This window comes from Bradyrhizobium sp. Ken51 (genome assembly GCF_055807435.1).
On record NZ_JBVVPB010000013.1, the window covers coordinates 194,188 to 216,134 of the forward strand.

Here is a 21,947-nt window from a genome sequence, read left to right on the forward strand (position 1 = left end):
CCCGCGAAGTTCCGCGAGCCAACACGCAGCATCAGCTTATCTGCGGCGAAATGACGACCGAATGACATCGTCGAGGTTGCGCTGCGGCATCGAATCTCACCCAAGCGTGAGGGACAGGACTCGCAAATGGGCGTACGCTTCACGTTCAGTTCGCGATGCCATCCAGAATCGCGTCTGGTTGAGATCGCGAAACTCAGAACAGCGGCCGCTCGCGCCGTTTGCTGGCGCCAGATGCGGCCGCATGGCAAGGGAGCTAGCGACCATGGCCACACTCTACCAGGGCAATGTCCCCACCATGGCCCAGACCGCCGAAGCGGCTGGACCGGTGATCCGAACCATCCAACTCTCCGATCTGAACGATGCGCTCAAGCGCGGCTGGGAAGATTTCAAGGCGGTGCCGAGCCACGCCATCATCCTCTGCGTGATCTATCCTGTGCTGGGCCTTGTGCTCGCCCGCGTGGTGATGGGCTATTCAGTGCTGCCGTTGTTGTTTCCGCTGGCCGCGGGCTTCGCGCTGATCGGCCCGTTCGCCGCTCTCGGTCTCTACGAGCTCTCCAGCCGGCGCGAGCGCTATGAAGAAGCCAGCGCCTGGGATGCCATGGAGGTGCTGCGTTCGCCCTCCTTCGGCGCTATGCTCGGCCTCGGCGCGCTGCTGCTGGCCCTGTTTGTGACCTGGGTTGCGACCGCGCAGGCGATCTACGTCGCCGCTTTCGGCTATGAAGGCGCGTCCGGGATCTCGGATTTTCTGACGCGCGTTCTCACGAGCCGGCAAGGCTGGTGGCTGATCGTGGTCGGCTGCGGCACCGGCTTCCTGTTCGCGCTTGCCGCGCTCTGCATCAGCGCCGTGTCGTTCCCGCTGATGCTCGACCGCCATGCCGGCGCGTTCGAGGCAATGGTGACGTCGCTGCGCGTCGTCGCGAAGAACCCGGTGCCGATGGCGGCCTGGGGCCTGATCGTGGCCGTCCTGCTGGCGCTGGGCACGATTCCCGCCTTCCTCGGCCTTGCCGTGGTGGTCCCCGTGCTCGGCCATGCCACCTGGCATCTCTACCGCAAGGTGATCGCGGCCGATCCGGGCGCGCGCCCGGTGCCGCCTCCACCGCATCGTCCACGCAAGCCGGCTGCCGATTTCCCCGCCAACCTCTTCCCCTGGCGCAATCGGACCGACGCCTGACGATATCGTGACGTGCGATCCTGCCCCGGTGCGGGCAGGATCGCGCACCGCCATGCGCCTTGCTTTGGCCGCGGTTTCCACCGAGATTGCGCCCGCCGTTCAGATCACTTCACGGAATTTATTTGCTCGAATGACCCCGACGATTTCTCGTCTCGCCCTCGCAGCCTTAGCCATCACCGCGTCCATCTTATCCGCTCAGCCAGCGCTTGCCGCTGTTGCCTGCGGTTCAGGCAATTTCGACGCGTGGCTTGCAGATTTCAAAACCGACGCCGCGGCCAAAGGCGTCTCGCAACAGGCCATTTCCGCCGGGCTCGCCGGTGTAACGCTCGATCAAAGCGTGCTCAACCGCGACCGCTCGCAGAAGGTCTTCACCCAGAGCTTCGAGGAGTTTTCCGGCCGCATGGTGCCGCCGCGCCTGACGCGCGGCTCCAACATGATGAAGCAATACGGCTCGGTGCTGTCGCGCATCGAGCAGACCTACGGCGTGCCTGGCGAGGTGCTGGTCGCGATCTGGGGTCTCGAGACCGATTTCGGCGTCAATACCGGTAAGTTCGCGACCATCCGCTCGCTGGCGACGCTGGCCTATGACTGTCGGCGCTCCGAGCAATTTCGCGCCGAGCTGTTGGATGCGCTCCGCATCGTCCAGCGCGGCGACCTCGCACCGGCCGACATGAAGGGCGCCTGGGCCGGCGAGCTCGGACAGACCCAGTTCATGCCGTCGTCATGGATGAAATACGCCGTCGATTTCGACGGCAATGGCAAGCGCGATCTCCTGCACAACGCCCCTGACGTGCTCGCCTCCACCGCGAACTATCTTGCCGGTTATGGCTGGCAGAAGGGTAAGGATTGGCAGCCGGGCAGTCCAAACTTCGCGGTGCTGCAGCAGTGGAACAAAAGCGAGGTCTACTCGAAGACCATCGCGTATTTCGCCACCCAGCTCGCGCGCGCCCCTTAGCAGCCCCTCGTCAAAACGCGGAAGGCCAATCGCCTGGCGACCGGCCCTCTCTGTGCGTTTTTACCCCTATTTGCCCATGGTGGCGTGCATCGCCTTGTTCAGATGCGCGCCGCACGCCCCCATTTTGCCGTTGAGCAGCGAGTCCTGCGCGGCTGCGATCTCCTTTTGCGCGACGAACTTGCCGTCACCATCGGCCATGTTCTCGATCGCGGTCTCGGTCTTCTCCAGATTGGCCGAGCTGCAGCCGCCGGCGGCGTGCTTGGCGGCTTGGGCCGGCGCGACGGCGAACGCGACAGCGGCAATTGCGATAACCCCGAGTAACTTCGTCATGACGTTACCTTCCTTCTCTTGTTCTTGGGCCAGAGCCAGCGACATTGCCGGATTCTGCGACATCACCTTCCTCCGGGCGCGGCAACTTGACGCAATGAATTCCCCGCGAGTATTGCGTGATGTTGCGCGCCACGCAGAGCCACATGCAAAATTTCTGATTTTCATTACACGTTTGTAATCAACGCCACACGTTCGGCGTGTGTTCACCGCGCCCGGGCGGCGGTTGGCGCTGACCAAGCGGAATGAATTCGTCCCTGTCTGGCCGCCGTTTGTCACGTCGATCCAGGTGAATCGCTGGCCGCAGTGGAAAGGTACCGCACAGGCTAGCGAGATGAACACAAATTCACTTTTTTCACTCTGTCCATCATGCGATTCGCGCATGCGAGACTTGGGTATAGGAGCTAGTCAATCAGCTTGCGAGGACCGGAAAGCAGCCTATTTGCCTCTGATGGAACCGGCTGAGCCAAGACAAATCCGTGAATTAACGGGCATTTTTAGCGCGATGTCCCCTGTTCCGCCTACCCTTTGGGCGGGAGTGCTTCCGGGTTAATCGTCCGTTACTAGTGCCATGCATTGAGCGCTTAGCTGCATCGCAACGTCGGAACTTTCGCACTGCACCACTCTCACCTATATTCATTTCAACGATGAGGCTCGGGCAAGAGCTGAATCGAACTACAGGAGACTACCAATGCTGCTCTCGCTCATCCGCATGATCCAGGCTTTCCGGGACTATCAGCGCAATGTTGCCGAGCTGTCCCAGCTCAGCGATCGCGAGCTGGCCGACATCGGCCTCGATCGCTCGGACATCCCGCGCGTTGCCGCCGGTCAGTATCAGGGCTGATATCGTTCAGCCCCAAACCGGACGAACCGATAGCGCCCGCCTCGTGCGGGCGTTGTCGCATCCGGAGGCAGAAAACTCGATCTCGGCGATTTCACTGATCGCCGAAAAGCGCTACCTGTCCGCCCCATGACAGGACTCCAATCAGATACCGTGCACGTGATCGGCGCAGGCCTTGCCGGCTCCGAAGCCGTCTGGCAGGTGGCCAAATCGGGCGTGCCCGTGGTGCTGCACGAGATGCGGCCGACCCGCATGACCGAGGCACACCGCACCGATGGGCTTGCCGAGCTTGTCTGCTCCAATTCGTTCCGCTCGGACGATGCCGCCAACAACGCCGTCGGCCTGCTGCACGCAGAGATGCGCCGCCTCGATTCGCTGATCATGCGCGCAGCCGACGCCAACCAGGTGCCCGCCGGCGGCGCGCTGGCGGTGGACCGCGACGGCTTCTCAGCGGCCGTCACCAAGGCGCTGAACGATCATCCCCTGATCGAGATCGCCCGCGGCGAGGTCGCAGGCCTGCCGCCGGCCGAGTGGAGCAACGTCATCGTTGCGACCGGCCCCCTCACTTCGGCGCCGCTGGCCGACGCGATCAGAGAGTTGACCGACGAGAACGCCCTCGCCTTCTTCGACGCGATCGCGCCTATCGTGCACCGCGAATCCATCGACATGTCGGTGGCCTGGTTCCAGTCGCGCTACGACAAGGTCGGCCCCGGCGGCACCGGCGCCGACTACATCAACTGCCCGATGACAAAGGAGCAGTATGACGGCTTCGTCGCAGCGCTGGTCGCCGGCGAGAAGACCGAGTTCAAGGAATGGGAGACCAACACGCCCTATTTCGACGGCTGCCTGCCGATCGAGGTCATGGCGGAACGCGGCCCCGAGACTCTTCGCCACGGGCCGATGAAGCCGGTCGGCCTCACCAATCCGCACGACCCCACCACAAAGGCCTACGCGATCGTGCAGCTGCGCCAGGACAACAAGCTCGGCACGCTCTACAACATCGTCGGCTTCCAGACGAAACTGAAATACGGCGAGCAGCAACGCATCTTCCGCACCATCCCGGGGCTGGAGAAGGCGGAATTTGCTCGCCTCGGCGGCCTGCATCGCAACACCTTTCTCAACTCGCCAAAGCTGCTCGACGGCCAGTTGCGCCTGCGGGCGCAGCCGCGACTGCGCTTTGCCGGCCAGATGACGGGCTGCGAGGGCTATGTGGAATCCGCCAGCGTCGGCCTGATTGCCGGTCTCTATGCGGCAGCGGAGGTGCGCGGCGAGACGCTTGCGAGTCCGCCTGCTACGACTGCGCTCGGATCCCTGCTTGGCCACATCACCGGCGGCCATATCGAGACCATCGAGCCCGGCACGCGCTCGTTCCAGCCGATGAACATCAATTTCGGCCTGTTCCCGCCGCTCGCCAGCGCACCGACGAAGAAGCCCGACGGAAGCCGGCTGCGCGGGAACGAGAAGACGGTGGCCAAAAAGCAGGCGATGAGCGCGCTGGCGCTCGCCGATCTCGATCGCTGGATCGCCGATCACCTGCGCATTGCCGCCGCGGCGTGAGTTTTCGATGAACCTTCCCAAAGACGACGCCGCAACACTCTCGGCGCGCTGGACCGAGGGCGTGCTGCTCAAGCGCGACGTGTTCTCGACCGTCGAGCGTGGCCGATTCCGCGACGATGACGGCGAGGTCGACGCGGTGCTGCGCCGCCTCGACGAGGTGCCGTGGTGGTCATTCCTTTTGGCGCGCCATCTGTTCGCCCGCGAGAAGCATGCGCTGGCACTCGCCAAGGGACTCGATGTCGGCCCGGAGCTGCTGTGGGCCGGACGCCGCGCGCTGGTGCGCAGCTTCGTCGATGGTGTCGCACTGCATCTGGCGAAACCGCATGGCGACCTCGCCTATTTTCGCTCGGCGAAGGCCGCGCTGCGACGGCTGCGCCGCGCCGGCATCTGCCACAACGATCTTGCCAAGGAACAGAACTGGCTGGTCGGCCGCGACGGTCGCGCCTATGTGACGGACTTTCAGCTCGCGGCCTGCTTCGACCGTCGCGGCCGGCTTTATCGCATCCTCGCCTATGAAGATCTCCGGCATCTGCTCAAGCACAAGCGCTCCTACGCACCCGAGGCGCTAACGCCGCGCGAGCGCAAGATCCTGGCGAAGAAGTCGTTCGCCGCCAGCCTCTGGCTCGCCACCGGAAAGAAGGTCTATCGGGCAATCACCCGCGGCCTGTTCAACTTCACCGACCGTGAAGGCGGCGGCCGCCGCCTCGTCAACGACGCGCCGGTGCTGGCGGAACTGATCCGCAAGAACCCCGCCGTGCGCGACACCGCCATCGTCGCCTTTGCCGACCGCCGCTCCGGCGTCGGCCTCTATGCCTTCGTCGAAGCCGATCAGGCCGCGCTCGAAGGCCAATTGCGGAACGAGCTCACCGCCGCAAAGGGGCCGAAGCCCCCGGAACACATCCAGGTCGTGCACGCACTGCCGCGTAACCCGGACGGCAAGCCGCGCACGGAGATCCTGCAACTGGTCGCCATGAACCAGCTCGATCTGATCGAGCCCATGATGAAGAACGACCAGGACCGTGCTTTCCTCAAGGACATCCTGGAGCAGCGCAAGAACCTGCGCGACCGCTTCAATTTCGAAGCCGACCTGCCGGCGGGCTAGCGTGGATCACGCCTTGAAGCGTCCACATTGGCGATAGAGAAGCGATCCGATATTCGAGCTTGGCGGAGGGACTTGGCGGGGTCATGAGCACTCGGGGGACGATGATGCATCGTGTGGTTGGCGGCCTGATCGCCGGCCTTCTGCTGCTCGCCACCACGCCCGCAATGGCCGAGGCTCCGGCCGAGCTGATCTCCAGCTTCCGCCTCAAGCATGGTGAGGTCCGCGTCGTCCGCGATTCGACCCTCGACCGCATCGCCATGGACCAGGCGCGCGCGATGGCGACGAAGGACGACCTCAGTCACGACGCCCTCGGCCCGTTCAACCGCCGCGTCGCACCTGCCGGCGCAGGCCGCGCCGCCGAGAACATCGCCTACGGCTACGACAATTTCGAGAAGACCCTCGGACAGTGGATCGACTCGTCGGGACACCGCAAGAATCTGCTGCTGCACAACGCTTCCCGCGTCGGGATCGCGAGCGCGAAAAACGCCAGCGGGAAGCGCACCTATTGGGCGATGGTGATCGCCGGCGACTACGAGCCGAAGGGCAAAGGCAAAGGTAAGAAAGACGGGGAGCCTCTGGTAGCCGTGAAGCGCGAGGCCGCGCCCGCGAGCAAGCCGAAATCCAGCGGCTGCCACATCAAGCTGCTCGGCCTCTGCATCTGAGATCAAGCCCGGCCGTCTTGCCCGCATCTCTCGACCCGTTTAATCCATGCACGAGGATCGCGAGACGCGGAGGCATGGATGATGGATATCGACCGAATTCGTCGCGACACGCCGGCTGCCTCTCGGCTCGCCTATCTTCATAACGCGGGCGCGGCGCTGATGCCAGTGCCGGTGGTTGCGGCGATGAAGGAACACATCGACCTCGAGTGCGAGATCGGAGGCTATGCCGCCGCCGATCGGGAGTCGCGCCGACTCGAATCCGTTTACGGCTCGGTCGCCCGCCTGCTAAATGCCGCGCCTGATGAGATCGCGCTGATGGAGAACGCGACGGTTGCCTGGCAGATGGCTTTCTACGCGCTTCAGTTTCGCGAGGGCGATCGAATCCTGACCGCCGAGGCGGAGTACGCGGCCAACTATGTCGCCTTTCTTCAGGTCGCCAAGCGCACAGGCGTCGCGATCGACATCGTGCCGAGCGATGCCAGCGGCGAGCTCGATCTCGCCGCGCTCGAACGCATGATCGACGAGCGCGTGAAGCTGATTGCGATCACCTGGGTTCCGACCAATGGCGGGCTGGTCAATCCGGCTGCAGCCGTCGGCAAGATCGCGCGGGCGCACGGCATTCCTTATCTGCTCGACGCCTGCCAGGCAGTCGGACAGATGGCGGTCGACGTCGAGGCCATCGGCTGTGACATGCTGTCGGCGACCGGCCGCAAATTCCTCCGCGGCCCGCGCGGCACCGGCTTTCTCTACGTCCGCCGGGCGATGCTGCAGCAGCTCGAACCGCCAATGATCGATCACTTCGCCGCACCCTGGGTCTCGCGGGACGCTTATCGGCTGCGTGACGATGCGCGCCGTTTCGAGACCTGGGAGAACAACTACGCAGCCCGGCTTGGGCTAGGCGCGGCTCTCGATTATGCCCTCGATATCGGGATCGGCCCGATCGAGCGGCGTTGCCGCATTCTGGCGGACCGCCTTCGGGGTGGCCTTGCGTCGATTCGCGGCATCAGAATTCGCGACCTCGGACGCGCTCCGGGAGCCATCGTCAGCTTCACGGTGGAAGGCTACGGGGCGGAAGCGGTCGTCAGCGACGCGGCCGCGGCCGGCATCACGATCGGTGTCTCAGATCCGTCGAGCACACGCATCGATGCCGAAATTCGCTCGCTGCCACCGGTGGTGCGCGCCTCCCCGCATTACTACAATACGGAAGCCGAGATCGATCGACTGATCGCCCATTTGGCAGGTTTGACGCCGCGATAGCGGCGGGCGCGCAGAGCTCAGGTACAGCGCGCACTCAATCCGGATGCGCCAAGCTTCGCCATGACCTCGTCGAGATGGGCGCTGTCGCGGGTCTCGATCACCAATTGCAGCAACGTCGCCTTGGCCGGAAGATCCGAGAAAGTGCGCTGGTGCGAGACCTCGATGATGTTGGCGCCGGCCTCGGCCAGCAGTGCCGCGACCGCAGCCAGTTGGCCGGGCCTGTCGGGGATGTCGAGCGACAATTGGGTGAGCCGCCCCTCGCGCGCCAACTCGCGGGTCAGGACCGATGCGATCAGACGTGTGTCAATATTGCCGCCGCTCAGCACCAGCCCGACCTTCTGGCCGGCGAAACGGGACGGGTCGGACATGAGCGCGGCGAGGCCGGCGGCGCCGGCGCCTTCGACGACCGTCTTCTCGATCGAGATCAGAGTAGCGACCGCGCGCTCGAGCTCGGCTTCGTTCACCAGTGCGATATCGTCGACGAGGCGGCGGACGATTTCGGCCGTGATCTTGCCGGGCGTTTTCACCGCGATGCCTTCGGCGAGCGTGTCGCCGCGTGCCGGCAGATTGCCGTCGTGGATGGCGTTGTACATCGAGGGGTAGAGCCAGGCCTCGACGCCGAGGATCCGCAGCGACGGCTTGATCGATTTCGCGGCAATGGCGATCCCGCTGATCAGGCCACCGCCGCCGATCGGGACGACCAGCGTATCGAGCTCCGGCACTGCCTTGAGTATTTCCAACCCGACCGTGCCCTGCCCCGCGATGACGAGCGGATCGTCATAGGGATGGACGAAGATCATGCCGCGGGCGTCGCCGTGGCTGCGCGCAAACGCGGCCGCCTCCTCCAGCGTGGCGCCCGTCACCACCACCTCGGCACCGTGATGCCTGGTGTTTTCGACCTTCACCATGGGTGTGCCGACCGGCATGACGATGGTTGCGGGAATGCCGAGCCGCTTGGCGTGATAGGCGACGCCCTGCGCGTGGTTGCCCGCCGACATCGCGACCACGCCGCGCGCGCGCTCGTCCGGCGTCAGCGCCGTGAGGCGGTTGAGCGCGCCGCGCTCCTTGAACGAGGACGTGAACTGGAGGTTCTCGAATTTCAGCCAGATGTCGCAGCCGCAGATACTGCTCAGCGTGCGACTGAAGCTACAGGGCGTCTCGACGACCGCGCCGCGGATGGTCGCGGCGGCGGCATGAATGTCGCTCAGCGAAACCGGGAAGGCGCCGAGATCAGTGGCGATGCTTTGGGACAACTCAGCCATGGGACAGCATAGAGCATTTGGCAGTTTGAGGCGATAAGCCAACCGCTATTTGGTAAACTTTGGGGAACGCGAGGCCCGCCACAGCGTCCACAGCGTGCGCAGCCGCGACGATGGCTGCGGCGTAAAGGGATCGCGCCCTGGCTGCGACAGGCGCTCGAGGTCGGCCCGTACCTGGCTCAAAGGCAGAAACGCTGGCCGTGCCGACACCGGCACCTCGGGCAACAGCGACAAGGCCGTGGTCAAATGCTGCTTGGCCTCGCTCGCGAGCTGGTCCAGGACGGCGCGCAAATTCGGCGTCTCCTTGCCGGCGAACACGTCCTCCATGTTGCAATTGTGGCTGGTCAGCAGCTGCTGCGGCAGGAACAATTGCCGGTGCGCCGCATCACGCGGCAAGTTCGTGATGACTTGCGCGATGCCCTGAGCCAACCCGGCATGCCGCGCGAGATGCTCGGCTGGGTCTAGGGGTGACGCCATGATCCGCGCCGCGAGAGCGAACAACGCCGAGCAGGTCGCGGCCAGATAGCCTTCTAGAGCCGTCATGGTCGGCATTGGGTCGTTGTAGAGATCGAATTGATGCTCGTCGGCGAGCAGCGACAGCGGCTCGACCGGCAGGCCGAAATCACGGATTGCGCGGAGCAGCTCCGCCGCCACCGGATTGCCCTCGGCGCTGCCATGGACCTGGCCCGACAGCATGTCGGTCCACCATTGCAGGCGGATTTCACCGGGCAAGGGCTGGCTCACCTGGTCGCGGACGCGGACGATCTCGACATTGAAGGCATAGAGCGCCAGCAGCGCGCGGCGCTCGGCAGCGGGCGCGAACAGGGTCGCGGCATAGCGCGGAAAGTCGTGGCTGCGCACGAGGTCAGCACAGAACGCAGCAGAATCCGGCGGCGGCGCGGAGCCACTCATGGCACGGCGATCAGCGCGGCCGCGACGCGCCGCCGTTCGCCGATCATGATGTTGTAGGTACGCACGGCGGGACCGGTCTGCATCGTATCCAGAACCACCCTCGCCGCTTTGAGCGCCTGGCGCAGTTCCGCCGGCGGCAGCCAGACCCCGGTTCCGGTGCCGATCAGGAGCGTGTCGATGCTGTTGGCGGACTTGAAAACTCGATCCAGCGAATAGCGGTCGATTTTCGCGGGGTCCGTTATGTCCCAGGCCCAGATCGCGTCGGGCAGGCAAAGCAGTGATCCCCGATGCGACATGCCGGCAAAGGCAAAGCCGCCCTTGCCGTAAGCTTCGATCGGCGCCGAGCGTGGGAAATGCGGTGCGTTGGGATCGCCGGCCATGAGCTTCGTCCGAATGAGCTTACTGCCCTCGCAAACTCCTGCGAGGGCACGCAGTTCGGATCATGCCTTGCTTTTCTTCGCGGGCGTAGCGCTATCGACCGCATCCTCGCGATGCTCGCCGACGCCGAGGTAGATCAGGATCGGGGCCGCGATGAAGATCGAGGTGTAGGTACCGACCAGCACCACGCCGAACATCATCACCGCGGTGAAGCTGTGGATGGCATGGCCGCCGAACAGCAGCAGAGCCAGCAGCGCCAGCGTCACAGTGAAATGGGTGATGATCGAGCGCGACAGCGTCGAGTTGATCGATTCGTTGAGGAGCTGCGGCATCGGCATCTTCTTGTAGCGCCGTAGCATTTCACGGATACGGTCGTAGATAACGACCGTGTCGTTCAGCGAATAGCCCAAAATGGTCAGAAGCGCCGCGATGCTGGTCAGGTCGAAATCAACCTGGCTGATCGACATGAAGCCGATCGTCAGCACGATGTCGTGCACGTTGGCGATCATGGCGCCGAGCGCGAACTGCCACTCGAAGCGGAACCAGAGGTAGACCAGGATCGAGACGATCGCCAGCATCAGGCCGAGCATGCCGTACGCGAGCAATTCGCCCGATACGCGCGGTCCCACCACCTCGACGCGGCGATAGTCGACGGAATCGCCAAGCGCGGTGCGGACCTTCTGCACGGCCTCCTGCTGGGCGGCGTCGCCGCCCGGCTGCTCCGCGACGCGGATCAGGACATCGGCGGGACCACCGAATTGCTGCAACTGGACTTCGCCCAGACGCAAGCCATCCAACGTCGTACGCATCGCCGCGATATCAGCGGTGCCGGACTTGGCCTGCACCTCGAGCAGCGTGCCGCCGCGGAAGTCGATGCCGAAATTCAGGCCATGGGTGAAGAACAGCGTGATCGCGACGATCGACAACGCCGCCGAGATCGGGAAGCTGATGCGGCGGAACCGCGTGAAGTCGAAATGGGTATCGTCGGGGACGATGCGCAGCGACGGCAGCCAGCCGAATGCAGCAACCACGGTGAGAATGGCAATCAGGACGCCGAGCCCGATGAGAACGGTGTGATTCACGATCAGGCTCCTAGATCGGCACGCTCTGCGGCCGCTTCCACCGCACCCACCAGGCCACGATCAGCCGGGTCAGGGTGAAGGCGGTGAACACCGTGGTGATGATGCCGATTCCGAGCGTCACGGCGAAGCCGCGCACCGGACCGGTGCCGATGTAGAACAGCACCGCGGCGGCAATGAAGGTGGTGATGTTGGAATCGAGGATGGTCGCCAGCGCCCGCTTGAAACCGGCATCGATCGCCGAGATCGCGTTGCGGCCGCCACGCAATTCCTCGCGGATGCGCTCGTAGATCAGCACGTTGGAATCGACCGCGATGCCGACGGTGAGCACGATGCCGGCGATGCCGGGCAGCGTCAGCGTCGCGTTGAGCAGCGACAAGAGGCCGAAGATCATGGCGACGTTGATGGCCACCGCGATGTTGGCGAACACGCCGAACAGGCGGTAGGTCAAAAGCATGAAGATGATGACGAGGATCGAGCCGACGTAAGCCGCAAGCTCGCCCTTCTCGATGGAGTCCTGACCGAGGCCCGGACCGACGGTGCGTTCCTCGACCACCGTGAGCGGTGCCGGCAGCGCGCCGGCGCGCAGCAGGATCGCGAGATCGTTGGCCGATTGCACGGTGAAATTGCCGGAGATCTGGCCCTGTCCGCCGGTGATCGGTTCGCGGATCACGGGCGCCGAGATGACCTTGTTGTCGAGCACGATCGCGAAAGGCAGCCCGACGTTCTCTTGCGTGGCCTGCGAGAACTTGCGCGCACCCGACGTATTGAACTTGAAGCTCACGACGGGTTCACTGGTGCGCTGGTCAAAGCTCGCCTGGGCATCGGTCAGATCGCCGCCGGCGACCAGCACCTGCTTCTTGACCACATAGGGCGTGGGCGGCGGCGACGCGCTCATCAGAAGCTCGGATTCCGGCGGCAAACGTCCCTGCTGCGCCTGATCGGGCGGCACAGACGCATCAACCATGCGGAATTCCATCTTCGCGGTCTTGCCGAGCAATTCCTTCAGACGGGTCGGGTCCTGGAGGCCGGGGACCTGCACCAGGATGCGGTCGTTGCCCTGGCGCTGGATGACGGGCTCGACGGTACCGAGTTCGTTGACGCGGCGTTCGACGATCTGGATCGACTGCTCGATGGTCTTGCGCATGCGGTCGAGCATCGCGGCCTGCGGGATGGTAAGGCGGATCACGCCGCCGCCGGCGTCAGTCACCTCCAGGTCGCGCTGACCGCTGGATCCGACCAGTCCGCCCAGCGGCTGGGACAGCTCGCGCAGCTTGGCGAGCGCAGGCTGCAGGTCCGATTCCTTGGTGATCCGAACCTCGGCCGCGTCGTTGCGCACGGTGACGCCGCCGGTGAAGCCGATCTTGGCATCGCGCAGCGTCCGGCGAACGTCGTCGCGGACCTGGTCGAGCCTTTCCTTCTTCACATAGTTGCCGTCGACCTCGAGCAGCAGATAGGAGCCGCCTTGGAGATCGAGGCCGAGCACGAGCCGACGCTGCGCCCAGGCGGGCCAGGTCTTGACCTGCGCTTCGGGAAAGAAGTTCGGGACCGCGCAGAGGCACACGATCAGCGCCGTCAGGATAATCCCGAGCGCCTTCCACCGCGTGAAATACAACATCGACTGGACCTGTCAGATCAGGAGATTTGAGAGACTCGCGGAAGCACTCACTTCGACGCGGCGTCTTCCTTGGCGCTTTCCTTGGATTCCTTGGCCGGCTCGCCCTTGGCGCGCACGCCGGAGACCATCGAGCGCATCTGCCGCACGCGCACGCCATCGGCGATCTCGAATTCGATCTGGTCGTCGTCGACGACCTTGGTGACCTTGCCGACGAGACCGCCCGAGGTCACGACGGTGTCGCCGCGGCGGATGTTCTTCACGAGGTCGGCGTGGTCACGGACCTTCTTCTGCTGCGGACGCAGAATCAGGAAGTACATGATCACGAAGATCAGGGCGAACGGCAGCAGCGACATCAACATGCCGCTGGTGTCGCCGGCGCCCGCAGCCTGGGCATACGCAGGGGTAATCAGCATTCGGACGATCCTCGTGAGAACGGGGGAAAACCGGTCAGGCCCAAATGGCGACCGGTTCGGTCAAATTCGCGCGGACTATAGCGGCCATTGCCCCAATTGCAACGCTGCCAGACCGCCCTTTTAGCCACCTTGCGGCGCGCGCTCAGGCCCGATAAGGCTGCATTCTCAGGAACTTCGGACATGCCCCAAAAACCAAGCAAAAGTCCGGCCGGCAAAGGCCCCCAAACCCCTGCCACGAAGCCAGCCCGCGTCGCGGCAAAACGTCCCAAGGCGGCCCTCAAAGCGGCTTCCAAGACGATTTCCAAGACGACTTCGAAGGCTAACCAAAGCGTTTCCCAGGAGCGCATCGTTCGCGCGCTGGAGACGATTGCGGCGCACCTCTCCGCTCAAGGCAAGCCCGCCGTCGAACGCGAGTCGTTCAAGCAGTCGGATGCTTTCGTCTGGCATCCTGACGGCCGCCTTGCGGCGGTGCCGCGTGTCAGCCGCGTCGAACTGTTCCTGCTCAAGGGCGTCGACCGGATGCGCGACATCCTGATGGAGAACACCGAACGCTTCGCCAACGGATTGCCCGCCAACAACGCACTGCTCTGGGGCGCGCGCGGCATGGGCAAGTCGTCGCTGGTGAAAGCAGCGCATGCCAGCATCAACGCCGAGCGCAAACCGGCCGACAGACTGAAGCTGATCGAGATTCATCGCGAGGACATCGAGAGCCTGCCGGCCCTCATGGAGCAGCTTCGCGCCTCGTCCTTCCGCTTCATCGTGTTCTGCGACGATCTCTCCTTCGACGGCAACGATGCATCCTACAAATCGCTCAAGGCGGTGCTCGAAGGTGGCATCGAGGGTCGGCCGGAGAACGTCATCCTCTACGCCACCTCCAACCGCCGCCATCTGCTGGCGCGCGAGATGATCGAGAACGAGCGCTCGACCGCGATCAATCCCGGCGAAGCCGTCGAGGAGAAGGTCTCGCTGTCGGATCGCTTTGGCCTATGGCTCGGCTTCCACCGCTGCAGCCAGGACGAATATCTCGCCATGGTGCGGGGCTATTGCAGCCATTTCGGCGTCAAGGTCGACGATAACGCGCTGGAGCGCGAGGCACTCGAATGGTCAACGACGCGCGGCTCGCGCTCGGGCCGGGTCGCCTGGCAGTTCGTGCAGGAGCTTGCGGGACGGCTCGGCGTGAAGCTGGCGGCGACGTAGTCAGTCGGGAGCTTTCGCCCTGTACACCACTGTCATTCCCCCCGCGCAGGCGGGGAATCCAGTATTCCAGAGACGGTTTTGATCGATCGAGACGCTGCGGCGTACTGGGTCGCCCGGTCAAGCCGTGCGACGACACCGTGTTTGTTGCGATGGCGCGCCCGACTTCAGGCTCACGCCCCGTTCAGGAATTGAAGCGGGTCAACCGGGCTCGATCCCTTACGGATCTCGAAGTGGAGCTGCGGCGACGCCACCTCCCCGGATTGACCCGACTTGGCAATGACCTGACCGCGCTTGATGGTATCGCCGCGCTTCACCATCAGCTCACTCGCATGGGCATATGCGGTGACGTAGCCGTTGGAGTGCCGAACCAGGACGAGATTGCCATAACCTTTCAGCTCGTTGCCGGAATAGGCAACGACACCGTCTTCAGCCGCCTTGACCGGCGTACCCTCGGGCACCGCAAGATTGATGCCGTCGTTGGACTTGCCATTGGTCTTGGCGCCGTAGCTCGTGACCACCTTGCCACGCACCGGCCAGCGGAAAGTCGGCAACGCGCTGGTGGTCTCCGCAGCTTTCGCCGGAGCTTCCGCGGCCTTCTCCTCGACATTGGCCGTGGCCTGGGCCAGGCGCGCGCTTTGCACCGGCGCGACGGCCGCCATTTTGGTGGCGGGCGCAGGCGCGGCCGCAACGGGCTGCAGCGTTCCCGCGACGGGAGCGGCTCCGACCGGAGCCGCGGCAAGCGGTGCTGCGACAGCGGCGGTCTTGGCGCCGGGCACGGCCAGCCTGGTGCCGAGCTTGAGCTTTGCAGAGGGATCGAGGCGGTTGGCGCGGGCCAATTCGGCCGCCGAGATATGGTTCTTGCGGGCAATGCTGGCGAGCGTGTCGCCGTGGTTCACGAAGTGCGTGCTTGACGGCGCGGCAACGGCCGCAACCGGCCTCGCGGCAGGCGCCAGCGCGGGGGCAGCGGCGACGGGAGCCATGAGCGGCGCGGGCGCGGCGGCCGTAGCCGGGTGCGGGATGATCAGTTGCTGGCCGGGCGAGAGCGCGCGCGGCCCCTTGTAACCGTTGGCGGCGAGGATCGCCTGCGGCGTGACGCGATAGCGTTTGGCAAGCAGGTCGAGCGTATCGCTGGTGCCGACGATGATCTTGGTTCCACCGACCGGCTGGGCGGCTGCGACCGAGCGCGGCGGCACGGTGGCCGTGGTCTCGAGGTGCGGCTGCGCCGGGGGTGCGTAGGAGCCGACACCGCGGCCGCCTCCGGACACGCCGCCTGCGGCAACCGGATAGGATTGCGGCGCGGACACCGCCGGCGGCAAAGGCTGCGACTGATAATAACCGGGCTGCGTCTGCGGCCGCGAATATTGCGGCAATTCACGCTGCGGCGGCGGTGCCTGCTGCACCGAACCGGTCGATTCCTGCGCGAAGGGATTGGAGAAGTTCGACTGGGACATGCGCGACGACATGTCGGCGCTGCACCCTGCGAAGCTGAAGGAGATCAGCGCCAGCACCGCGACCTGCGGCACACGGCGCGAGTAAAGCAACTCGGCGGCAACGGACATGGTTACTCACTCGTACGCAACAGAACTGGTGTTTTAAGTAAACACGCGCCGAGTAAATAACGGCTTAACCCTCCCAATAAGATGTTGGCAGCACAGCCAATCCGGAATTCTACAGCTCCCGCGCCACGCCGGGCAGCGCCGGCACGAACCGGACCTCGACGAGTTCCTTGCGCTCGATCCCGGCTTCGGTCCGGCTCAGGCGGATCAGCGTCTGCACGCCCTGATGCGGGCCGACGGGCGCGATCAGGATGCCGCCCACCTCCAGCCGCTCGACCAGGTTGTCCGGGAGTTGCTCCATCGCGGCCGTGACGATGATGCGGTCGAACGGTCCGATATTGGGAGGCAGATTGAGTCCGTCGCCCAGCATCACCTCAACGTTATGATAGTTGAGCTTTTCAAGCCTGATACGTGCGGCATCCGCAAGCTTGCGGTAGCGCTCGACCGTCAACACCTGGCCAGCGAGCCGCGACAGCACCGCCGCCTGGTAGCCCGAGCCGGCGCCGATTTCGAGCACGCTGTGCTTCTTCTGAAGCTGGAGCTGCTCGGTCATGTAGGCGACGACGAAGGGCTGGCTGATGGTCTGCCCGCAGGCGATCGGCAGCGCACTGTCGCGATAGGCGCCGTCGCGATCGGCGTCGTCGACGAATTGATCGCGCGGCACCTCCTCCATGGCCCGCAAGACCGCCTGGTCGCTGATGCCCCGACGCCTCAGCGTGAGCTGAAACATCATCTTTTCCGGCGGGTGCTGATGGGAGGTCATTGCCTGCTTGCGCTGTCTTTTGGTGTCCGGGACGCCAACCTGGGCCGCGAGATTCTTGTTCCGGCTTAGGGAACCCATGATAGGCTTCGGATGGCGTAGTTGACCACAAATTGGCTTGCAACGGGCGAGCCGCGACGGCCATTTTCAGGCATCCGTTCGTCGAAACGCGCATTGCGTCGATTCATGTTATCTGCGAACGTTTTTGGCGATGGGCAAGGACTCGACCATGACTGCGACGGGGCTTACCGGCCGCTCTGTATTCCTCGTCGAAGACGAGGTGATGATCAGGATGATGGTCGCAGACATGCTCGAAGAGCTTGGCTACAAGATCGCGGCCGAGGCTGGCGACATCACCGAAGCCATGCGGCTCGCCCAGGCAACCGAGTTCGACATTGCCATTCTCGACGTCAACGTCAACGGCAAGGTCATCTCGCCGGTCGCCGATGTCATCAAGGCGAAGGGCTGCCCGTTCATCTTCGCCACCGGATACGGTTCCTCCGGCCTGCCCGAGCAGTACCGCGATCGGCCGGCGCTTCAGAAGCCGTTTCAGCTCGATGCCCTCGGCAAGACCATCGAAGCCGCGCTTCGCGGCGGCTAGGCTACTTCAGCGTCGCACTCAACGCCTCGGAAAACGCCTCGTTGGTCCGGTCGAGCCTGAGCGGCGTGACGGAGACGTAGCGTTCGCGGAGCGCCGCGAGATCGGTGCCATCGGCCGGCGTATCCATCATCGCGGTGCGCTCGAAGCCGATCCAGAAATAGGGATTTCCACGGCCGTCCCTGCGCTCGTCGATCTTGAGGAATCCGAGATTGCGCTTGCCCTGCCGGGTCACGCGGATGCCCAGCACATCCTCCGGCGCGCAGGCCGGGAAGTTGACGTTGATGACGGTGTCCTTTGGGATCCCGGCGGCGATCACCTTGCGCAGGATGTCGGGCCCGAATTTACGCGCGGTGTCCCACAGCGGCCGGTCGCGGGTCTCGACGCTGAATTCCTGCGACAGCGCGAACGACGGCAGCCCCAGGATGGTGCCTTCCAGCGCGCCGGCGATGGTGCCGGAATAGACCACGTCCTCGGCGACGTTGCGGCCCTTGTTGACGCCGGACAGCACGACATCGGGCAGCTTGGCGCCGAGGATGTGGCGCGCGCCCATGATGACGCAGTCGGTCGGCGTGCCGCGCACCGCGAAGTGCCGCGGACCGACCTCGCGCAGACGCAGCGGATCGTTCAGCGACAGCGAATGCGACACGCCGGACTGGTCGAGCTCAGGCGCGACCACCCAGACGTCACCGGACAATGCGCGCGCGATCTCCTCCAGGACCTTGAGGCCGGGGGCGTGGATGCCGTCGTCATTGGTGCAGAGAATGCGCATGGGAAAGGTCGATTCCTGAAGCGGGTCTCAGCCGTCTTATCCGGCCGGGGCCTATCAGGCAAACCGGCCGACCGGGACCGGACCCCCGTTGCCGGCTTGGCCGACTATCGGCGGACGCGCCATTGCGGCAGAAAGCGCGCCAGCCGGCCCTCCGCGTGCAATTTCATCGCCGGCACGACAGGGCTCACGATCGGTGCCTCGATGACGCCGAGCGCCTCCAGCTGTGCGACGAACGGGTCCGCCACCGGCGCCTGCGGAAAGCGCTCGCGTGCCAGCGTCAGTGCCTGGTCGAAATCCACGGCATTCACACCGGGCTTGGCCCGCCGGCTCTGGATCAGATCGTCGTCCCAGAGCCGCGTGATCTCGATGTCGAGCACGCCACGCAGCCGCTGATCGACGGCCTGGATGCCGGCACCCGTCACCGCCCATTGTCTGCCGACCCAGAAGATGTCGCGGTGCAAGGCCATGAACGATGGGTTCGCGTTGTCGGGTGGCCGGCAGGATAACCGGCCGCCCGATCTTCGCAACCAAACGTTTCTCCATTTCAGATGGGCAACGCGCCTAGTCGCGTGCGACCACCTTAAGCCCGCCCATATAGGGCTGGAGCACGCTGGGGACCGCAATCGAGCCGTCCTCCTGCTGATAGGTCTCCATCACGGCGATCAGCGCGCGGCCGAGCGCGGTGCCGGAGCCGTTGAGCGTGTGCACGAACCGCGGCTTGCCATCGGGGCCGCGCGAGCGCGCGTCCATCCGGCGGGCCTGGAAATCGCCACACACGGAGCAGCTCGAGATCTCGCGGAATGCCCCGCCGTCGCCCTGGCCCGGCATCCAGACCTCGATGTCATAGGTTTTTTGCGACGAAAAACCCATATCCCCGGTGCACAGCGTCATCACGCGGTAATGCAGGTCGAGCCGCCGCAGCACTTCCTCGGCACAGGCGAGCATGCGCTCGTGCTCGTCCTTGCTCGTCTCCGGCGTCGTGATCGAGACCAGTTCGACCTTGGTGAACTGGTGCTGCCGGATCATGCCTCGGGTGTCGCGCCCAGCGGCGCCCGCCTCCGCGCGAAAACATGGCGTCAGCGCGGTCAGCCGCATCGGCAGCTGCTTTTCGTCGAGGATGGATTCGCGGACGAGATTGGTGAGCGCCACCTCCGCGGTCGGAATGATCCCGAGACGCTCGGTCCGGAGCCGCTCATGGTCGGGCGCGGCTAGCAATTCGCCCTTGATCGCCCAGAACTGGTCGTCCTCGAACTTCGGCAATTGTCCGGTGCCAAACATGATCTCGTTGCGCACGAGCAGCGGCGGATTGATCTCGGTATAGCCGTGCTCGTCGACGTGTAGATTCAGCATGAACTGACCGAGAGCGCGTTCGAGCCGCGCCAGCCCCTTCTTCAGCACGACGAAGCGCGCACCGGAGAGCTTTGCCGCCGTCTCGAAGTCCATGTCACCGAGCGCGGCGCCCAGATCGTCATGGGGTTTTGGCGCGAACGCGTACTCGCGCTTCTTGCCAAAGACATGGCGCTGCACATTGCCGTGCTCGTCCACACCATCGGGCACCTCGGCGAGCGGCAGATTGGGGATCGCCGCCAGCTCCTTGGCTAGCTCGTCGTCGGCAGCCTTCGCGGTTGCCTCGAGCTCCGGCATCGTCGTCTTGAGCTCGGCGACCTCCGCCATCAGCATTGCCGCGCGCGCCTCGTCCTTGGCCTTCTTGGCATCGCCGATTTCCTTGGAGGCCGCATTGCGCCGCGCCTGCGCCTGCTCGGACGCCAGGATCGCCGCCCGCCGCGTCTCGTCGATCGCAAGCAGCGATGCCGACAACGGCTTCAGGCCGCGTCGGGCGAGGCCGGCGTCGAAGGCTTGCGGGTTGTCGCGGATCGATTTGATGTCGTGCATGGCCGTGGTCCTGGGGCTTGTTGCAACCCTGCAAATCCGGGATTTGCATTCATGCAAATGGCTGCTTCCCCTAGCACGGCTGTCATCGCCCGCGAAAGCGGGCGATCCAGTATTCCAGAGACATCACTGATTCCCCGATAGGCCGCGGCGTACTGGATTCCCCGCCTGCGCGGGGAATGACAGCGAGGGGTGTGCCCCTACTCCGCCGGATTAGCCGGCGTCGATACGTCGGTGCCGCTAGAGGCTTGCGAAGCTGCCGCCTTCTTCTCCACGATCCCCACCGCGATGATCGAGCCCTCGTAGAGCAAGAGCAAGGGGATCGCGAGCGAGCACTGGCTGAGAACGTCGGGCGGGGTCAGAACGGCCGCGATGACGAAGGCGATGACGATGAAATAGCGGCGCTTCTCGCGCAGCATTTTTGACGTGACGATGCCGATACGGCCGAGCAGCGTCAGGATCACCGGAAGCTGGAAGGCGATGCCGAAGGCGAAGATCAGCGACATCATCAGCGACAGATATTCGCCGACCTTGGGCAGCAGCTGAATCTGCGCGGTCTCGTCACTGCCGGCCTGCTGCATACCGAGCGAGAAGCGGACCAGCATCGGCAGCACGACGAAATAGACCAGTGCTGCGCCCAGCACGAAGAAGAACGGGGTCGCGACCAGATACGGCAGGAAGGCCTGCTTTTCGTGCTTGTAGAGGCCCGGAGCGACGAACTTGTAGATCTGCGTCGCGACGATCGGGAACGAGATGAAGCCGGCGCCGAACAGCGCGAGCTTGAGCTGAGTGATGAAATATTCCAGCAGCGCCGTGTAGATGAATTTCGAATTCTCGGGACCAGCGACCCACACGAACGGCCAGACCAGCACGTTGTAGATCTGCTTGGCGAAGAAGAAGCAGAAGATGAAGGCAATGCCGAATCCGAGCAGCGCTTTGATCAGCCGCGAACGCAGCTCGATCAAATGGTCCATCAGGGGAGCTTTGCTGGCCTCGATATCGGCGGCGCTCATGACGCTTTGGCGTCCTTGATGGCCTCGGCCGGCGCAGTGTCCTGGGTAACCGAACCTTGCGCGACCGAACCTTGCGCGACCTGCGCCTGCTCGACCTCACGCGTGATGGCGAGCGGCTCGTTCACGGCCGCATGTGCCTCGGCTTCCACGAAGGTCTCGGGCGTCGGCGCTTCCGGTGTGGTGGGCGTCGCCGGCAAGTCGCTTGAAGTCGCCGACGGTTCGATATCGGTGGTGCTCGAGGTCTCGGCCGGCTTGTCCAGCGCATCGACGCGGAGCGCGTCGCTGACGTCCTTCTGAAGCGAGGTCATCAGATTGTTGCCGGCAAAGCCGGAAGCCGCTTCCTTGACCTCGTCGAAGCTCTTCTTGAGGTCGGCCATCTCGGCTTCGCGCATCGCTTCCTGGAACTGGCCCTGGAATTCGGCGGCCATCTTGCGCGCCTTGCCCATCCACTGCCCGACCATGCGCAGCACGCCCGGCAGCTCTTTCGGGCCGATGGCGATCAGGGCCACGACCCCGATCAGGACCAGTTCACTCCACCCGATGTCGAACATGAGGTCTTCCGTTCACGCCAGCCGCAGCCGGCCCAATCCCTCGCGCGCAGGATCGGGTCCGCTACCCGCGTCTCGCGTG

At 64.6% G+C, this 21,947-nt stretch carries 23 protein-coding genes; 9 read left to right on the forward strand and 14 right to left on the reverse strand.

Annotation, left to right across the window (positions count from 1 at the left end; genetic code table 11):
- Positions 1 to 262 precede the first annotated feature (262 nt).
- Together AC0L27_RS22615 and AC0L27_RS22620 are read left to right on the forward strand one after the other, a co-directional pair.
- Entirely contained in the window at positions 263 to 1,171 is a 909-nt protein-coding gene (locus AC0L27_RS22615) for a DUF2189 domain-containing protein (RefSeq protein WP_275171187.1), read from the forward strand.
- A gap of 130 nt (positions 1,172 to 1,301) precedes the next feature.
- Positions 1,302 to 2,126 (forward strand): lytic murein transglycosylase, encoded by an 825-nt coding sequence (locus AC0L27_RS22620; protein ID WP_354210078.1) that lies wholly within the window; start codon positions 1,302 to 1,304, stop codon positions 2,124 to 2,126.
- Positions 2,127 to 2,192: 66 nt separating this feature from the next.
- Here the strand turns inward: AC0L27_RS22620 and AC0L27_RS22625 are convergent, their stop codons facing one another.
- On the reverse strand, positions 2,193 to 2,519 hold the full coding sequence (locus AC0L27_RS22625; protein WP_354059208.1) for a hypothetical protein: 327 nt from the start codon (positions 2,517 to 2,519) through the stop codon (positions 2,193 to 2,195).
- 625 nt (positions 2,520 to 3,144) lie between these two features.
- Between AC0L27_RS22625 and AC0L27_RS22630 the strand changes: the two genes are divergently transcribed.
- The 5 genes from AC0L27_RS22630 to AC0L27_RS22650 all read left to right on the forward strand — a co-directional run bounded on the left by AC0L27_RS22630 (position 3,145) and on the right by AC0L27_RS22650 (position 7,872).
- Positions 3,145 to 3,297, forward strand: a complete 153-nt coding sequence (locus AC0L27_RS22630) for a DUF1127 domain-containing protein (protein ID WP_007590701.1) — start codon at positions 3,145 to 3,147, stop codon at positions 3,295 to 3,297.
- Positions 3,298 to 3,423: 126 nt separating this feature from the next.
- The gene (gene trmFO / locus AC0L27_RS22635) at positions 3,424 to 4,851 is read left to right on the forward strand and encodes a methylenetetrahydrofolate--tRNA-(uracil(54)-C(5))-methyltransferase (FADH(2)-oxidizing) TrmFO (RefSeq protein WP_354210079.1); all 1,428 of its coding nucleotides are present in this window, start codon (positions 3,424 to 3,426) and stop codon (positions 4,849 to 4,851) included.
- A 7-nt stretch (positions 4,852 to 4,858) separates the two neighbouring features.
- Positions 4,859 to 5,953 carry a serine/threonine protein kinase gene (locus tag AC0L27_RS22640; RefSeq protein ID WP_354210080.1) on the forward strand — a complete coding sequence of 365 codons (1,095 nt, stop codon included), beginning with the start codon at positions 4,859 to 4,861 and terminating at the stop codon, positions 5,951 to 5,953.
- Between the two features lie 83 nt (positions 5,954 to 6,036).
- Positions 6,037 to 6,615, forward strand: a complete 579-nt coding sequence (locus AC0L27_RS22645) for a CAP domain-containing protein (RefSeq protein WP_354255340.1) — start codon at positions 6,037 to 6,039, stop codon at positions 6,613 to 6,615.
- A gap of 78 nt (positions 6,616 to 6,693) precedes the next feature.
- The gene (locus tag AC0L27_RS22650; protein WP_354210083.1) at positions 6,694 to 7,872 is read left to right on the forward strand and encodes an aminotransferase class V-fold PLP-dependent enzyme; all 1,179 of its coding nucleotides are present in this window, start codon (positions 6,694 to 6,696) and stop codon (positions 7,870 to 7,872) included.
- Between the two features lie 17 nt (positions 7,873 to 7,889).
- On the opposite strand, the gene AC0L27_RS22655 is transcribed toward AC0L27_RS22650, so the two are convergent.
- Genes AC0L27_RS22655 through yajC form a run of 6 tightly spaced genes read right to left on the reverse strand, consistent with a single transcriptional unit; the run spans position 7,890 to position 13,531 of the window.
- A complete protein-coding gene (locus tag AC0L27_RS22655; protein WP_354210084.1) occupies positions 7,890 to 9,134 on the reverse strand; it encodes a threonine ammonia-lyase in 1,245 nt (414 codons plus the stop codon).
- A gap of 45 nt (positions 9,135 to 9,179) precedes the next feature.
- Complete coding sequence (locus AC0L27_RS22660; RefSeq protein ID WP_354210085.1) at positions 9,180 to 10,043, reverse strand: phytoene/squalene synthase family protein; 864 nt, start codon at positions 10,041 to 10,043, stop codon at positions 9,180 to 9,182.
- On the reverse strand, positions 10,040 to 10,423 hold the full coding sequence (locus tag AC0L27_RS22665; protein ID WP_007590678.1) for an Mth938-like domain-containing protein: 384 nt from the start codon (positions 10,421 to 10,423) through the stop codon (positions 10,040 to 10,042). The genes AC0L27_RS22660 and AC0L27_RS22665 overlap by 4 nt, the downstream gene beginning before the upstream one ends.
- A 60-nt stretch (positions 10,424 to 10,483) precedes the next feature.
- Entirely contained in the window at positions 10,484 to 11,503 is a 1,020-nt protein-coding gene (secF, locus tag AC0L27_RS22670; RefSeq protein WP_275171196.1) for a protein translocase subunit SecF, read from the reverse strand.
- 10 nt (positions 11,504 to 11,513) lie between these two features.
- On the reverse strand, positions 11,514 to 13,118 hold the full coding sequence (gene secD / locus AC0L27_RS22675) for a protein translocase subunit SecD (RefSeq protein ID WP_354210086.1): 1,605 nt from the start codon (positions 13,116 to 13,118) through the stop codon (positions 11,514 to 11,516).
- A 47-nt stretch (positions 13,119 to 13,165) separates the two neighbouring features.
- Entirely contained in the window at positions 13,166 to 13,531 is a 366-nt protein-coding gene (yajC, locus tag AC0L27_RS22680; protein ID WP_007610701.1) for a preprotein translocase subunit YajC, read from the reverse strand.
- A gap of 180 nt (positions 13,532 to 13,711) precedes the next feature.
- Between yajC and AC0L27_RS22685 the strand changes: the two genes are divergently transcribed.
- The gene (locus tag AC0L27_RS22685) at positions 13,712 to 14,728 is read left to right on the forward strand and encodes an ATP-binding protein (RefSeq protein WP_354210087.1); all 1,017 of its coding nucleotides are present in this window, start codon (positions 13,712 to 13,714) and stop codon (positions 14,726 to 14,728) included.
- Between the two features lie 170 nt (positions 14,729 to 14,898).
- Here AC0L27_RS22685 and AC0L27_RS22690 read toward each other — a convergent pair whose 3' ends face one another.
- Together AC0L27_RS22690 and AC0L27_RS22695 are read right to left on the reverse strand one after the other, a co-directional pair.
- Entirely contained in the window at positions 14,899 to 16,287 is a 1,389-nt protein-coding gene (locus AC0L27_RS22690; protein WP_275171199.1) for a LysM peptidoglycan-binding domain-containing M23 family metallopeptidase, read from the reverse strand.
- Between the two features lie 109 nt (positions 16,288 to 16,396).
- Positions 16,397 to 17,047 (reverse strand): protein-L-isoaspartate(D-aspartate) O-methyltransferase, encoded by a 651-nt coding sequence (locus AC0L27_RS22695; protein ID WP_354210088.1) that lies wholly within the window; start codon positions 17,045 to 17,047, stop codon positions 16,397 to 16,399.
- 226 nt (positions 17,048 to 17,273) lie between these two features.
- On the opposite strand from AC0L27_RS22695, the gene AC0L27_RS22700 reads away from it, so the two are divergent.
- Complete coding sequence (locus AC0L27_RS22700) at positions 17,274 to 17,645, forward strand: response regulator (protein ID WP_007590670.1); 372 nt, start codon at positions 17,274 to 17,276, stop codon at positions 17,643 to 17,645.
- Position 17,646: 1 nt separating this feature from the next.
- Here AC0L27_RS22700 and surE read toward each other — a convergent pair whose 3' ends face one another.
- The 5 genes from surE to tatB form a co-directional block, all read right to left on the reverse strand.
- Positions 17,647 to 18,414, reverse strand: a complete 768-nt coding sequence (gene surE, locus AC0L27_RS22705; RefSeq protein WP_354210089.1) for a 5'/3'-nucleotidase SurE — start codon at positions 18,412 to 18,414, stop codon at positions 17,647 to 17,649.
- A gap of 104 nt (positions 18,415 to 18,518) precedes the next feature.
- Entirely contained in the window at positions 18,519 to 18,881 is a 363-nt protein-coding gene (locus AC0L27_RS22710; RefSeq protein WP_354255344.1) for a hypothetical protein, read from the reverse strand.
- A gap of 94 nt (positions 18,882 to 18,975) precedes the next feature.
- Positions 18,976 to 20,307 (reverse strand): serine--tRNA ligase, encoded by a 1,332-nt coding sequence (serS, locus tag AC0L27_RS22715; RefSeq protein WP_354210091.1) that lies wholly within the window; start codon positions 20,305 to 20,307, stop codon positions 18,976 to 18,978.
- A 197-nt stretch (positions 20,308 to 20,504) separates the two neighbouring features.
- Positions 20,505 to 21,317: a twin-arginine translocase subunit TatC gene (gene tatC / locus AC0L27_RS22720; RefSeq protein WP_354059181.1), complete on the reverse strand. Its 813-nt coding sequence runs from the start codon at positions 21,315 to 21,317 to the stop codon at positions 20,505 to 20,507.
- Positions 21,314 to 21,868, reverse strand: coding sequence for a Sec-independent protein translocase protein TatB (gene tatB / locus AC0L27_RS22725; protein WP_354210092.1), 555 nt, complete (start codon positions 21,866 to 21,868; stop codon positions 21,314 to 21,316). The genes tatC and tatB overlap by 4 nt, the downstream gene beginning before the upstream one ends.
- Positions 21,869 to 21,947: the final 79 nt, after the last annotated feature.